Below are 15,101 nucleotides of genomic sequence, written 5' to 3' on the forward strand. Positions count from 1 at the left end.
GTGCAGCAAAAAAAAATAGGAATCATCGGGACAGGTGCCATCGCCGTCAAACATGCACAGGCTATAGAAAGCTTGGCGAATGCGGAATTGGTCGGACTTTTCAACCCCAATCCAGAAAGTGCAAAAAAAGCCAAAGCCCAATTTGCTGTTCCAGTCTTTAGCGATTGGGATGAATTTATTGGAATACCGGGTCTTTCAATCGTCTGCATCTGTACTCCAAGTGGTTTGCATTTAGAGCCTGCTCTGAAAGCCATCGAGGCAGGAAAGCACGTGTTTATAGAAAAGCCCATCGAAGTCACTTTGGAACGAGCAGACCGATTGATCAAAGCCGCCGATGAAAAGAGAGTAAAGTTGGGAGTCGTATTCCAAAACAGATTTTCTCCCGATTTTCAAAAACTCTATAAAGCGGTCAAAGCAGGGGAATTTGGCAAACTTTTGATGGGGAATGCGGCGGTTAATTGGTTCCGTTCAGCTGAATATTATTCATCCAGTCAATGGAAAGGGACTTTAACCTATGACGGGGGAGGAGCACTAATCAATCAGGCCATTCATACCCTGGATTTGCTTCTGGAAGTGATGGGTGAGGTGGATTCGGTTTTTGGGAAAATCAAAACGGCTCTCTATCCAATTGAAGGAGAGGATTTGGGTGCTGCTTTGGTCAACTTTAAATTGGGAGCAATGGGGACGATCACCGCCGGAACCTCGCTTTTTCCCGGCTATCCTGAGCGACTGGAAGTCTATGGTACCGAAGGAAGTGCCATATTGGAAGCGGGGAAATTGGTGGCTTGGAATGTGAGAGGAAAAGCAAGTCCTATTGCCAACTCAGAGATAATCGCGGCTTCCGGCTCCTCTGATCCGAATGCGATTGGCTTTGAACTGCATGCTTCCCAATGGAAAGATTTTTTGGATTCAATCGAAACCGGAAACCAGCCTGAAGTAAATGGGCCGAAATCCCGAAAATCCCTTGAATTGATTCGGGCGATTTATCAGTCCAGCAAGGAAGAGAAGTTGATTCTTTTTCCTTTTATGGGATAAACTATTTCTCACAGATGGTACAGATGAACACAGATTTCGGGGTAAAAGCAAACTAAAAACCCGAAGCTTTCACTCCGGATTTTCAGCTTTCTGACTTCTTTCTTCAGACTTTCAACCTGACGACTGCTTACTGCCGACTGGGAACTGCCTACTTTCTCTCAACTTCCCTCAAGTTCTCCAGCTTTTTGTTTCTCAGGAATCCATTGATATCCTCGAAGTGCTCTTTCACGCGCTTATTGCCAAACTCAAATACCTTGGTCACCAATCCATCCAAGAAATCCCGGTCGTGAGAGACGACGATTAAGGTGCCGTCAAATGCTTTCAACGCATCCTTGATGATATCCTTGGTTTTCATGTCCAAGTGGTTGGTTGGTTCGTCAAGAATCAGCAAGTTCACCGGCTCGAGAAGAAGCTTAATCATGGCCAAACGGGTTTTCTCCCCTCCGGAAAGGACTTTCACTTTCTTGTTGATATCATCGCCTTTGAACATGAAAGCTCCCAAAATATCCTTGATTTTGGTTCGGATTTCACCCACAGCGATGTTGTCGATGGTTTCAAAAATGGAAAGGGTTTCATCCAAAAGGGAAGCTTGATTTTGGGCAAAATAGCCCACCATGGCATTATGCCCAAGTTCGCATTTCCCCTGAAAGTCGATTTCACCCATGATGGCTTTGATCATCGTGGATTTACCTTCACCGTTTTTCCCGACGAAAGCCACTTTTTGTCCCTGCTCGATGGTCATGGAAGCATCCTTAAAGACCACATGGTCTCCGTAGCTTTTGATCATCTCCTCGACGATTACCGGATATTTTCCGGAACGTGGAGAAGGAGGGAACCGAAGTTTCAAAGCAGAAGTATCTACCTCGTCCACTTCCACGATTTCCAGTTTTTCGAGCATTTTCACCCGGGACTGAACCTGAAGGGTCTTGGAGTATGTCCCTTTGAATCGCTCGATGAATTGAGTCGTCTCTGCGATAAACTTCTGCTGCTCCTCGTAATGCTTTTGCTGCTGCTCGCGACGCTCTTTGCGAAGCTCAAGGTAATGGCTGTATTTGGCCTTGTAGTCGTAGATTCGGCCCATAGTCACCTCGATGGTGCGGGTGGTGATGTTGTCCACAAAAGCCCGGTCGTGGGAGATGACCACCACCGCTTTAGCTTTATTGATCAAAAACTCTTCTAACCACTGAATGGATTCAATGTCCAAGTGGTTGGTCGGTTCGTCCAATAGAATCAGGTCAGGCTTTTTCAAAAGGATTTTGGCCAACTCAATCCGCATTCTCCATCCTCCGGAAAACTCAGAAGTGGATCTTTGGAAGTCCTCGCGAACGAATCCTAAGCCTAATAGTACTTTTTCTACCTCAGCTTCGTAGTTGATTTCTTCGATGGCATAAAACTTCTCGCTGAGTTCGGATACCTTTTCGATCAGTTTGAAATAGTCCTCCGATTCATAATCCGTTCGGACGGTTAGCTCCTCGTTGATTCGGTCGATTTCCTCCTTCATCCCCAAGTATTCGGCAAAGGCCTTGGAAGTTTCTTCCATCACGGTACAGTCATCTGCTGTCAACAAGTGTTGGGGAAGATAGGCTACCACATACCCCTTCGGTGCAGAGACAGCCCCGGTGGTGGGCTTATTTACCCCTGCGATGATCTTGAGGAGGGTGGATTTTCCGGCCCCGTTTTTCCCCATGAGCGCGATCTTGTCGTTCTCATTGATATTGAAGGTGATGTTGCTGAAAAGCGGAGTGCCGCCGTGCATGACGGTCACGTTATCTACTGAAATCATGAATCTTGAAATTGAAGGGGCAAAGGTAGGAAATTGAATATTGAAAAATTTGAAGATTGGAAAATTAGCGGATAGGCCATAAAAACTTAACTTCGCCCCATGCTTGTAATCGTCACCGGTGTATCGGGAACGGGGAAAACTACCCTGGGAACGCTTTTGGCCGAGAGGCTTCGACTTCCATTTTTCGATGCGGATCATTTTCATCCTGCCGAAAATATCGCCAAAATGAGCGCCGGGCATCCCCTGAATGACGAGGACCGGCAGCCCTGGTTACAGGCTTTGGCAGATCAGCTTCTGGCTTCGGAGCAAAAAGGTGGAGCGGTATTGGCTTGTTCGGCCTTGAAAAATTCCTATCGGGACAAACTCTCCATATCAGAAAATCTTCGCTGGATTCATCTGACAGGGGATAGGGATTTGATTTGGGAGCGAATGCTGGCCAGAAAAAATCATTACATGAAAGCCGGAATGCTGGATTCTCAGATTGCTGTTTGGGAAAAGCCGCAAGCCGGGTATTTATTGGATATCACGGGGACTCCCGAGCAATTGCTGGAAGCTTCCCTTCACTATTTAAAATCTCAATCGATGAAAATGAAAATGGGAGTGATCGGAATGGGCGTAATGGGCAAAAGCCTTGCGCTAAACCTCGCCGAAAAAGGAGTTCCGGTCTCACTTTATAACCGATTTGTCGCTGGAAAAGAGGAAGGAATCGCCCAAAAGGTGGTTGATGAAAACCCTGAATTTTCCAATATGCTAGCCTTTGAGGACTTGCAGCAGTTTGTGGATTCGCTCGAAAAACCGCGCCGAATTCTGATGATGATTCCTGCAGGTGCTGCGATTGATGCCCAGTTGGATACGCTGATTCCGATTTTGGAAAATGACGATCTGGTCATCGACGGAGGGAACTCCTTCTACAAAGATTCTGAAAGAAGAGTGGATCGAATGAAGGAAGTAGGCATGCACTTTTTGCCCATGGGGGTTTCCGGAGGAGAAGAAGGAGCGAGAAAAGGTCCATCCATTATGCCCGGTGGAAATGCTGAAGGGTATGCCATGGTGGAGGATTTCTTGGGGAGAATTTCTGCCAAAGACAAAGACGGAAAGCCCTGCGTGACTTACGTGGGTCCGGGAGGTTCCGGTCACTTCATCAAAATGGTCCACAACTCCATCGAGTATGGAGAGATGCAGGTTTTGGCAGAATTGGTGCACTTGCTCAGATTTGGTTTCGGCTGTAGCCCTGAACAGGTTTCCGAGATTTTTACGGAATGGGGCCAAGGCGAACTGAAGTCTTTCTTGCTTGAAATCACAGCTGATTTGCTCCTGTTCAAAGAAAACGGGGAATTGCTATTGGACAAAATCCTCGATCAGGCAGGTCAAAAAGGTACCGGCGCCTGGTCTTTGACTACGGCCTTGGAATATGGAATTCCCTACAGTCCCTTGGCTGAGGCGGTCAATGCCCGCGGAGTTTCAGGCGAAAAGGCCATGCGGGTAGCTTTTTCCAAAACTTTCCAACACGAATTCCAAAAAGTCGAAGGTTCTTTGGAATCCTGGCTCCCAAAAATCAAAGCAGCCTATTCCTTGGCTAGAATCATTAACCACGAGGTTGGTTTCCGATTGATGAAAACCGTCTCCGATACCAAAGGCTGGAACTTGAACTTCAATGAAATCTCCCGAATCTGGACCAATGGCTGCATTATCAGATCTGGCTTGATGGAGAATATTTCAGCGAATTACTCTGATCCGGTTTCTTTCTTTGAAATGTCAGGAGTAAAAGAGCAGGTGATTTCCGGAAGGAAGGCTTTGGCAGAATTGGTTGGCTTGGGCTTGACTCATGGCTTTGCTTTGCCGGTCATGAGCGCAGGGATCAATTATTTGTTGGGAAGAATTACGGCGGAATCTTCTGCTTCGGTCATTCAGGCGCAGCGGGATTACTTTGGTGCGCATACCTATCAGCGCAAAGATGACCCAAGCGGAAAGTTTTACCATACCCAATGGAATTCATAATTCAGAAATTTGAAATCTGAAAAAGGAGGGGCTGGAGAGATTCAGCCCTTTTTTATTTCTCACAGATGACACAGATCATCACAGATGAATAAATCTGTGAGCATCTGTGTCATCTGTGAGCATTTTTCCCTTACATCTAGGTGGTAAATACAAAAAATCCACCATCGGATTGGTTTCCATAGGGGAATAGGCGAAATTATGTTTCGTATAAAACCCACCGCCCTATGAAAGCTTTTAAATATCTCCTTGTCCTCTTTTTGGGATGTCTTATTTTGAATCCCTCTTTTTCCCAAGAATTGTTGATCAACCATGTGAATATCATCACCATGGAAAATGATCAGGTTTTGGAAGATCATTCCATCTATGTTAAAGACGGGGTGATTATGGAAATTGCTCCTGAGGAGGAAATCACGGTTGCGGGTATCCGAACCTTGGATGGACGTGGGATGTATGTCTTCCCCGGTTTGGCGGAATTTCATGCGCACCTGCCCAATCCTGATCAGTTTGGGGCAGTTTTCCAGGAGGAAGTCTTGTGGATGTATTTGGCGAATGGGGTGCTAAGAATCCGAAGTATGCTGGGGCATGAATCTCATTTGGACTTGAAAAAGCGAGTAGAATCAGGAGAAATTGCCGGGCCTCGGATGTTTATTTCAGGACCTTCCCTAAATGGAAGTTCAGTAGAAAATCCCGATTCAGGCCGGCAGATGGTCAGAGACCAAAAGTCTGCCGGATATGATCATCTGAAATTACACCCGGGACTGGACGATCCAAAGTTTTTGGCCATTGCTGATGAAGCCAAAAAAGTCGGGATCTATTATGGAGGTCATGTTTCTTTGGATGTGGGATTGGTCACTTCGGTGAAAAATGGCTATCGCTCCGTGGAGCATATCGATGGGTTTTTGGAAGCCATGCTTCCTGATGGGACGGTAATTGACCCAGCGGTTTCCGGTCCTTTCAACCTGAATTTGGTGGGACAGGTAGATCAAAGCAAACTGCAGGAATTGATTCAGCTTTGTCTCGAAAATAAAACTTGGATCGCCCCGACTCTGACACTTTTCGAGCGCTATTTCGGCTATCAGCCTGCTTATGAATTAAGGCAGCAACCTGAGATGTTTTATCTTCCGGGTCAGCTGACCACCCAATGGTATAATACCAAATCTAAGCTGGAAGCGGATGGGTTACTTGCTGAAGCCAAAGTCAAACCCTTTCTGGAGTTTAGACAAAAGCTCTTTTTGGATTTGCACAAAGCAGGGGTACCGATGATCATGAGTTCGGATTCCCCTCAGGTCTTCAATGTCCCTGGTTTTTCCATTCATCGGGAGATCGAGTCCATGTCCAAAGCAGGCATGTCCAATTATGAAATTCTGAAAACCGGCTCAGTCAATTGTGCTGACTACTTTGAAGAAAGCGGGGAATGGGGAGTATTGAAACCCGGTGCCGCTGCGGAGTTTGTATTAGTTCAAAAGAATCCATTGGAAGACCTGACTACCATGCAAAAACCTCAGGCCATCATGATTCAGGGGAAATTTATCCAACGGGATGAGCTCCAGCTTCAGTTGAATCTGATTCGGCAGAAGTATTTAAGGCAGTAGATTTACGGTTTTGGATTTACGATTTACGAGGGGCTGGGTGAAGTTAAGGCCTTTTTGCAACCTTACAACTTTACAACCTTGCCACCTTTTCACTTAATTTTCCAATTTTCAAATCTTTCAATTTTGCAATAAACCACCCCATGAAATACACCTCAATCCTAGGCATTACAGCCATCCTTTCAATGGCTTTTTCCTGCTCCCAAAAACCCACCCAAGAACCTATAAAAGAAGAAATCAATCTTATGATCAAAGCACAACAAGTGGCCGAACACAAGGGCCAGCCGGTTTTCCATTATGTCCTTGACAATGGCACCATGCAAGTGGAATTATCCAATTATGGAGGTTTGGTGCATAAAATCATCGCTCCCGATAAAAATGGAAACAAGGAAAACATCACGCTCACTTTCGACACTGTGGAAGAATACCTCAGCAAGCCCAATCCATTTTTTGGAGCCACTGCAGGTCGGGTTGCCAATCGAATCGCCGATGCAGAATTTACCTTGGACGGAACCAAGTACACGCTGGCCAAAACCAATGGAGATAACCACCTGCATGGTGGAGTGGAAGGTTTCAATAAAAAAGTCTGGACTCCGGAAACCTACTCCAATGACTCTACAGTGGGTGTAAAGATGACCTACCTCAGCGTGGATGGGGAAGAAGGCTATCCAGGAAATTTGGAAACCACCCTTTGGATGGAGTTGACGACGGATAATTCCCTTAGAATTCGCTTTGAGTCAACAACCGACAAAAAGACCATTCTCAATCTGACCAATCATACCTATTTCAATCTGGGAGGAATGAAGCGGGACGTGACGGATCATGAATTTCAGTTTTGGGCGGATGCGTACACACCGGTGGATGAGGAATTGATCCCAACAGGTGAGGTAAAAGACGTGACCGGAACTCCCTTTGATTTCAGAACTCCAAAAATCTTGGGAGATCAAATTGCTGCCAATGGTGGGGGATTTGATCACAATATGATCATGAAAATGGAAAGAACCCCTGAAATGAAACACTTCGTCCGAATCAAGCATCCGGAAAGTGGGCGGGTGATGGATATGTACTCTGACAATGCAGGCGTCCAATTTTACACCGCTAATTTCCTTTCCAACTTCTCAGGTGCAGATGGCAAAACGTATGATATTCATTGGGGCTTCTGCCTCGAATCTCAAAACTGGCCGGATGCTATCAATCATGATAATTTCCCAAGTCCGGTCTTGAATCCTGGAGAGAAGTATGAGCATACCATCGAGTATCGATTTTCGGTGGAGAAGTAAAAAAAGAACCCTCCAAGAGTCTAAAGCTTTTGGAGGGTTTTGTTATTTTTTGAGAGTCAATTCGGAAAAATTCCGAATTAGGTCTGAAAAAATTACAGGCTTGCCTTCAATTGAAAGTTTTCCCCGATCGCTCGGATTACTTTTAGAATGGTTTCAAATTGCGGTTTTGAATCCGAGGAAAGGGCTTTGTAAAGGCTTGGACGGCTGAGTCCGGTTTGTTCAGCAATCCGTGACATTCCTATCGCTTTTGCCACATGGCCAAGCGCAACAATGATTTCTTGAGCATTTCCTTCTTCGAGTACGGTATTCAGGTATTCCTGAACCATCTCCTCATCATCGAGGTACTCGGCAATGTCAAATTTTGAGGTATCCATATTAGTTTTCTTTGTATTGATTCCAGAGAGCCTTTGCTTTTTTGATATCGGATTCCTGGGAACTCTTATCCCCACCCACAAGTAAGAGTATAATTTTTTCTCCCTGTCTCCGAAAGTAAATTCTGTAACCCGGACCATAATGGATCCGAAATTCTTCGATTCCTTCGCCGACAGAAGAGACATCTCCTAAGTTCCCTGCTTCTACTCGTTGTAACCTCAAGAGGATTTTAGCTTTGGCTTTTCTGTCATTCAATTTTTTAAGCCACTTGTCGAATTCTGAGGTTTTCTCCAGAAGAAACATACGTAAATGTAATCACTTGGATACAAGATTAAAATACTTAAGATTTTTTCTGTTTGAGGTTTTTTACCTCAAACTAGCCGGATGCCATCTATCACGACAACTTCCCAAGTCCAATCTTGAATCCAGGGGAGAAGTACACCCAAAACATCGAGTATCGTTTTTCGGTAGAGAAGTAAAAAAAGAAACCCTCCAAGGAATTTAAAGCCATCGAAGGGTTTTGTTATTTTTTCAATTCTATAAGATCATTTTTTGCCAATTCTTAACAGTTCTTAAATCCATCTCAAACTCTCTTTTTTGACCAAAAGAATAATCTTTTTGGTAGAGAATTACATCTTCTTCAAATTTTATTGGAGATATAAAACCTTTTTGTAATGTAGAAATATTCGCAATTAGCATTTCTTTTAAATCAATAATAGTTAGAGAGGTAATTGGCCCTTCTTGATAATCAGTTGTAAGCCATTCCTGTAATGCCAAAAACCTTGACTCTGGATGCCAAAGGTTAACAAATCCAAAAATTCGATTTTTAATGGGTTTTCCGTTTAATTCAAGTTTATAGTATGAAGGCCCATATCTTATTTCCCCCTCTAAAATAAAACTCAGTTTATGTTTACCATCAGGTGATCGGTATTTTGGAGTGCTATTCATAAGGTTGATTTCTATGGATCTTAATGTAAAAAGGATTTACAATAGATTAGCCTACGAAAAAAGTTTGGTGACCACCCCCTGCACCTCCTCAAATCCCTGATAACCACACATCACTGCTTCGAAACCTTCCATTTTCCCAAAGTGCTTTAAGGCCAAAGGATTTCCGAAATGAACCAGAATACAAGGTTTGCTATCTGCTAATTCTTTGATTTCATCGAGTTCAGCTTGATTCATCCCAAACTGATTCAAAGGTTTGTGACTGGGGACAAAGACAGCTAAAATAAATTTTTCGGCTTGTTCCACCGGGACAAAATTCAACTTGAGTTGCTTGGAAAAGATGCTTTGATTTTGGGTGAAAAACTCCCGATACCCTAGCTTTCCAGCTTCGGCCAAGGCTTGAAGTTCGGAAGGATTAATTTCCCCCGAAATCACCGAAACATAGTTTTCCGCCAGGTCTTTTTGGAGTTGGGAATGGATTTCCCAATCGAAACTTGGAACCTCAATTTGTTTACTTTCCATTACTCCCAATCGCTTTTTCAAGTCCATGACTTTTTCAAAAACCGAATCCACTTCTTCCTCTGAGGCATTTTGGGCAATTTTTTCAATTCCTTCTTTCACATGATCTGAAAAGCACAAAATGTCATTTCCCGCATGGAACGCCTGCCATTCGAGTTCGCCAGGTTCTGGATAAAGGTTAGCAACGGCTTTCATATTCAGCGCATCGGAAATTACCAGCCCTTTGAAACCCATCTCGCCCTTGAGTAAATCATTGATCAATTCCCGGCTGATACTTGCAGGAATATCCTTTCCTCCTGTCAGGGCAGGTACAGCCAGGTGCCCCACCATGATCATTTCTACTCCTCGATCGATTCCATATTGGAAGGGGAGCAATTCCTCGGCTTCAAGTTCTGCTTTGGTCTTGTGCAAAATCGGTAAACCCAAATGGGAATCCACCGCAGTATCTCCGTGACCGGGAAAATGCTTCAGGCAAGCCTCGATTCCTGCTTTTTTCATTCCTGAATAGGCAGCAAAAGCGAGTTTGGCCACTTTTTCTGCCTGATCGCCAAAAGAGCGATAGCCGATGACCGGGTTATTAGGATTGGTATTGACATCGGCACAGGGAGCAAGATTCAAGTGAATTCCGGATCTCCTCATGTCCAAGCCCATGCGATAGCCGACTTCTTCCACCCACTTTTCTGCATCTTTTTTCAATGCTCCCAAGGTGATGGCAAAGGGGTATTGTGGGGTTTTTTCGACTCGCATAGCCAATCCATATTCCCCATCAATGCTGATCAAAAGCGGAATTTTGGAAAGTCTTTGGTATCTATTGATCAGTTGGATCAATTTTTCAAAAGTGCCTGAAACGTCCAAGGTCTCTGCCCGCTTTTCAAAATTGGCCGCTGCAGAATGCCGGCTATGAAAAAAAGTCAACCCGCCGATTTCCTGCTCCACGATCAGACGCTCGTTGGCTTGGTAGTTTTCTTCCGTATCGTGAATAAATGCTGCCGGTGAGAAGCATTGGGCTATTTTTTGGGATTTGTTCATTTGCTGATTGGAAGATTGCAAAATTCAAAGATTTGAAAATTAGGTGGTTGGTCTCGACAAGCTCGACCACCGTAGTTTTATTTTAACTGTGGGGTTGGAGAGAAAAGGAGGCAAAGCCTCCTTTTCTCTCCAACCCCAAAACACTTTGAGTTCCCGGACACCGAGCTTGTCGAGGTGTCGTCAAAGTATAAATTTGTTTTTTGATCACTTAAGCATTTATTAATTCACTTAAGTTTCAGAATTCTGAATTTAGCTTTCTACTTTCTTCCCAAACTCCCTCGGATACTTCACCGCATACGCCATGACAAAACTGGGAATCGTGGCTAGCACCACCCAAACAAAGAACCCGGGATAGTCCAGCCACTCCTGCATATAGCCCGAAATCATCCCCGGAATCATCATGCCCAAGGCCATAAAACCCGTGGCCAAGGCATAATGGGCAGTTTTGAAAAGTCCTTCCGCCAGATAGATCAGAAACACCATGTAAGCTGCAAAGCCAAATCCATAACCCAACTGCTCAATCACGACAACAAAAGCAGGAAAAACAAAGCCTTCGGGTTGTTGCCAAGCCAGCAAGACATAACCGAGATTTGGGGCATTGATAGCGAAAGCCATGGGCATCATCCACTTGCCCAAGCCATCTCGGGAAATCACAATTCCGCCGATGATTCCCCCTGCCAAAAGGGAAATCACTCCTAAAGTACCGTACAAATAACCCACATCTGTGACGCTCAGTCCCAAGCCTCCCGCCGTTCTTTCATCCAAAAAGAAAGGAGAGGCCATCTTGACCAATTGGGATTCACCCAAGCGGTAAAGCAGGACAAAACCCAGGGATAGCCCGATATTTTTCTTGGTGAAAAAGGTAGAAAAAACCTTTCCAAAACTGGGCTGATCTTCCTTTTTTACCCGGATCTCCTGCACGTTGGGAGTGGAGAAAAAGTTGACCAGAGTCAGAAGAAGCATCAATCCCGCCACAATGATCATGGTCCAGGACCAAGCTTTGGTCGGATCTCCCAGGCTTTCTTCCAGGTTACCAGCGATCACTACGATCAAACCTTGTCCGGTGATCATTCCCACTCGGTAAAAGGTGCTTCGCATTCCCACAAAAAAGCTTTGCTGATCGGGCTTCAAGGCAATTAAATACAATCCGTCCGAGGCGATGTCATTGGTGGCGGAGGCAAAGGCCCCCATCCAAAAGAAGGCTAAGGTGATCGTGAAAAACTGATTCAAGCCTGTGGTCAATCCCACTCCCAAAAACACCAGCGAAAGAATTAGCTGCATCGACAGGAACCATTTCTTTTTATTCCCAAAGAGCTCCAAAATCGGACTCCAGATGGGTTTGATCACCCAAGGCAAATAAAGGAAGGAGGTGTAAAGGCCGATATCTGCGTTGGAGATTCCCAGGCTCTTGTACATGATCACTGAGACAGTGATGATGATGACATAGGGAACTGATTCGGTCAGGTAAAGTGAGGGCACCCAAATCCATGGGTTTTTCGAGGGATTTTGGGTCATGATTTTCTCAATAAATGCTGGTAAATGCTGATTTCTGAGCCTTCGATGATTTTTGCTCCGACAGCCTTCTCGTAAAACTCAGCCGGACCGACTCCCCCGATGATGGCATAGGCGTAGCCCATTTCACGCAGCGATTCCAGAGATTTAAGTAAAAGCAGCTTTCCTATTCCTTTTCCCCTTTCGGATTCCAAGGTACCTGTGGGTCCAAAGAAATTCCTTGCCGTGCACTCGTAGCAGGCAAAACCCAAAATCTCATTTCCCCGCTGAGCAATCCAGCAGGAAACCGGCTGTCGGGAAAAAGCTACCTCCACCTCTGATTTCCAATAGGCACCGAAATGCTCAAAAACCCAATCGCAGACTAGATGCTTTTCCGGGGCGATGGCTTTTCGGATATGGATGTTCTCTTTTTCCTGCAACTTGGCTTCCAAGGCCCAAGACTCCGGGAGTTCAATCAGGCGGACAAGCATGTCTTTCATGGGCGGGTGTTTTTTGGGGTTTGGAAGACCTGAGTCTGAACGATCCTTCCGTAGTGGTCAATCCATCGGATGGCCAAATAGTCGGTATTCAGACTCGGAACTTCTAAATATCGGACTCTCGATCCACCTACCCAAGCCGTATGAATAATTGCTTCATGAAGTGTGTCGAGTTCATTTCCTCCCTGCACCATAGCATAGCGGATGGCGGGATCCAAGGGTTTTTCCAATTGGATTTGGGTTTTTTCCGAGTTGCTTTTCACATCAAAAACTACCGGGATTTCGATCACAGCAGGAGCTTTTGGAGCAAAAGAAGGCGGGAGGGTAGGTCGGTCGTACACCTCATTTTTGAGTAGCTGAGCTACATCCCTGTTTTTGGAATATATGGATTTGGCAGAGAAAAAGGAGTTGCCATGGATTTGGGTCAGGGTTCGTCCGTAGTTTACTTGGGTGTTGATTTCCCCAGGATTTTTCCAGGCTTCATCGGAGTCTTCCCTGACTTTGTAAGGACCATTTCCTAGGTAAATGGGGATTCCGTAGCTGTTGTTTGCCCACCAATCGGCCAGTTTGCGGTGGGAAGCCAAAGGATGCTCCATGCTCCAATAGAGCTGGGGAATAAGGTAATCGATCCACTGATTTTTCATCCAGAGCAAGACATCGGCAAACAGATCATCGTAATTGGTCTGACCTGCGCGGGTGGGAGAGCCTTTGGGGTCTTTGTCCTGATTACGCCATACTCCGAAGGGAGAAATGCCAAATTGAACCCAAGGTTTGGTGGATTTGATGGTTTGATTCAGGGCAAAAATCAATTCATTCACATTTTGCCTTCTCCAATCCTCCAAAGATTGTCCGGGTTTTTTGTACTTATTGTAGGAAGCCTTGTCGGGAAATTCCTGTTTGGGTTCCCGATAGGGATAGAAATAATCATCAAAATGGATGGCATCAATGTCGTAGTTGCTCACCACTTCCTTAATGATGGCCAAAAGGTGGTTTTTGACCTCAGGCAATCCCGGGTCGTAGTACCATTTGGTGCCATATTTCAGCATCCAGTCCCGATGCCGGTAAAAATCGTGAGACTTACTAAGCTCCTCTGTTTTCAGATCCATGGTCGCCCGGTAGGGATTGAGCCAGGCATGGAATTCCAACCCGCGGTCATGGGCTTCTTTGATCATCCAGGTGAGTGGGTTTTCCTGAGTTTGGGGTGCCACGCCTTGGGTTCCTGTCAGGTATTTTGACCACGGGGCATAGTTGCTGGGGTAGAATGCATCTCCCGCGGTTCGGATTTGGACGATGACGGCATTGAAGTTCAGGTCCTTGTAGTAATCCAAAAGGGCCAAATAGTCTCTTTTCTGTTTTTCCCAGGGATCGGTTCCTGAGATTGGCCAGTCGATATTGGCCACCGTAGCAATCCACACCCCACGAAATTCTCTGGGTATATCGGGCAGTCGGTAAGCAAGGGGCTGAAGTGCCACGGGAGGCCTAACCGGGGTTTTGGTAGGAAGGGTTTCTGTGGTTTTTGGGGTGCCAGATATGGGTCCGGTTGATTTATTGGTGGGAGGAGCGGAGGCGGATGGTTTTTGCGATTTACATGCCGAGAGAAAAAATAGGCAAGCGAAGGTCCAAAGGACCCATTTTGAAGTGGAATTCATGGAGGGGATTAAAGCTTGGGTACTGGTTTGAGGTTGAGGTCAGAAAGGTTTTTTCTCAGTTGATTCATGAATTTGTCTCCGGGGTCAGTTTTTACAGTCCGATAGTTGGGATCGGCTTCTTTCCAAAGTTCCGTATCCTGAAAGTTCTGGTATTCATGATGCCCGATTACATAGTCGATAGGATATTTTCTTTTCAAATAGCGGATCAAAGCCTCATTCGCTTTCAGCTGTTTTTTGGTCAGAGGCATATCGTCACTTCCGATATTTTCAATTCCTATGGCCAAATAGTTCAAGCCAATTGTGTGCCGAGCGAAAGTGGTATCCGGCAAAAGCCGAAAAATTGTCCCATCCCGATCAATCAAAAATTGGCTGGAAACATTCAGATTGCTTGCCCCGGTCAAATCCGCCCGACCTCCAAGCGTAGGTGGATCAAAGACATCGAAAGTCACCTCAATATTGTCAATGGCCGTCCAATGCACCACGACCATTTGAGGGTCAATGCTAGCTTGGCTTTTTTCCAATCCATGACGGTCTTTCAGGTATTGAAGAGACAGCTGTTCCCGTTCTGAATTCCAGGTAATGGGTTTGTCTAGGATTCGGAAGCTTGCTTTTGGGCTGCAGGATAAAGTAAGCATACCTATCAGAAAAATTGCTGTATGTTGATGAATTCTCGACATATCTTTCGGGTTTGCGGTTTAGGTCCTGAAAGCTAAACTAGCCAGAATTCTTATAACTTCAGCCTATATTTGGGCAAGTATCCTAGTAAAATTCTTTTCAGTTTGGGTTTTAACTATTGATTCAATCTTGTCCTATTCCCTTTTTTGCCAAAAATGAAGTGCCCAAATTGAAAATTTATTCTGAAAAAGATAGGTAATAATTCTAGCCCTTTTATTTTTGAATTACAATCCAATAGT

General features: G+C 45.1%; 13 protein-coding genes. 4 read left to right on the plus strand and 9 right to left on the minus strand.

The window, feature by feature from the left end:
• Entirely contained in the window at positions 1-1,035 is a 1,035-nt protein-coding gene (locus AAA938_RS06865) for a Gfo/Idh/MocA family protein (protein WP_338227890.1), read from the plus strand.
• A 148-nt stretch (positions 1,036-1,183) separates the two neighbouring features.
• Here AAA938_RS06865 and AAA938_RS06870 read toward each other — a convergent pair whose 3' ends face one another.
• On the minus strand, positions 1,184-2,818 hold the full coding sequence (locus tag AAA938_RS06870; RefSeq protein WP_338227891.1) for an ABC-F family ATP-binding cassette domain-containing protein: 1,635 nt from the start codon (positions 2,816-2,818) through the stop codon (positions 1,184-1,186).
• Between the two features lie 99 nt (positions 2,819-2,917).
• Between AAA938_RS06870 and gndA the strand changes: the two genes are divergently transcribed.
• The 3 genes from gndA to AAA938_RS06885 all read left to right on the plus strand — a co-directional run bounded on the left by gndA (position 2,918) and on the right by AAA938_RS06885 (position 7,685).
• A complete protein-coding gene (gndA, locus tag AAA938_RS06875) occupies positions 2,918-4,816 on the plus strand; it encodes an NADP-dependent phosphogluconate dehydrogenase (RefSeq protein ID WP_338227892.1) in 1,899 nt (632 codons plus the stop codon).
• Positions 4,817-5,040: 224 nt separating this feature from the next.
• Entirely contained in the window at positions 5,041-6,408 is a 1,368-nt protein-coding gene (locus AAA938_RS06880) for an amidohydrolase family protein (protein WP_338227893.1), read from the plus strand.
• A gap of 140 nt (positions 6,409-6,548) precedes the next feature.
• Entirely contained in the window at positions 6,549-7,685 is a 1,137-nt protein-coding gene (locus AAA938_RS06885; protein ID WP_338227894.1) for an aldose epimerase family protein, read from the plus strand.
• A 92-nt stretch (positions 7,686-7,777) separates the two neighbouring features.
• Here the strand turns inward: AAA938_RS06885 and AAA938_RS06890 are convergent, their stop codons facing one another.
• The 8 genes from AAA938_RS06890 to AAA938_RS06925 form a co-directional block, all read right to left on the minus strand.
• Positions 7,778-8,059 carry an addiction module antidote protein gene (locus AAA938_RS06890; protein WP_338227895.1) on the minus strand — a complete coding sequence of 94 codons (282 nt, stop codon included), beginning with the start codon at positions 8,057-8,059 and terminating at the stop codon, positions 7,778-7,780.
• A gap of 1 nt (position 8,060) precedes the next feature.
• The gene (locus tag AAA938_RS06895) at positions 8,061-8,360 is read right to left on the minus strand and encodes a type II toxin-antitoxin system RelE/ParE family toxin (RefSeq protein ID WP_338221735.1); all 300 of its coding nucleotides are present in this window, start codon (positions 8,358-8,360) and stop codon (positions 8,061-8,063) included.
• A gap of 234 nt (positions 8,361-8,594) precedes the next feature.
• The gene (locus tag AAA938_RS06900; protein ID WP_338227896.1) at positions 8,595-9,005 is read right to left on the minus strand and encodes a hypothetical protein; all 411 of its coding nucleotides are present in this window, start codon (positions 9,003-9,005) and stop codon (positions 8,595-8,597) included.
• 51 nt (positions 9,006-9,056) lie between these two features.
• Complete coding sequence (locus AAA938_RS06905; protein WP_338227897.1) at positions 9,057-10,550, minus strand: glycoside hydrolase family 3 protein; 1,494 nt, start codon at positions 10,548-10,550, stop codon at positions 9,057-9,059.
• Positions 10,551-10,799: 249 nt separating this feature from the next.
• Positions 10,800-12,065 carry an MFS transporter gene (locus AAA938_RS06910; RefSeq protein WP_338227898.1) on the minus strand — a complete coding sequence of 422 codons (1,266 nt, stop codon included), beginning with the start codon at positions 12,063-12,065 and terminating at the stop codon, positions 10,800-10,802.
• Complete coding sequence (locus tag AAA938_RS06915) at positions 12,062-12,541, minus strand: GNAT family N-acetyltransferase (RefSeq protein ID WP_338227899.1); 480 nt, start codon at positions 12,539-12,541, stop codon at positions 12,062-12,064. Before AAA938_RS06915 ends, AAA938_RS06910 begins: the two co-directional genes overlap by 4 nt.
• Complete coding sequence (locus AAA938_RS06920; protein ID WP_338227900.1) at positions 12,538-14,187, minus strand: glycoside hydrolase family 10-like protein; 1,650 nt, start codon at positions 14,185-14,187, stop codon at positions 12,538-12,540. Before AAA938_RS06920 ends, AAA938_RS06915 begins: the two co-directional genes overlap by 4 nt.
• An 8-nt stretch (positions 14,188-14,195) precedes the next feature.
• Positions 14,196-14,864 (minus strand): N-acetylmuramoyl-L-alanine amidase, encoded by a 669-nt coding sequence (locus AAA938_RS06925; RefSeq protein ID WP_338227901.1) that lies wholly within the window; start codon positions 14,862-14,864, stop codon positions 14,196-14,198.
• Positions 14,865-15,101: the final 237 nt, after the last annotated feature.

It is taken from the genome of Algoriphagus taiwanensis, assembly GCF_036245645.1.
Taxonomy (GTDB): Bacteria; Bacteroidota; Bacteroidia; order Cytophagales; family Cyclobacteriaceae; genus Algoriphagus; species Algoriphagus taiwanensis.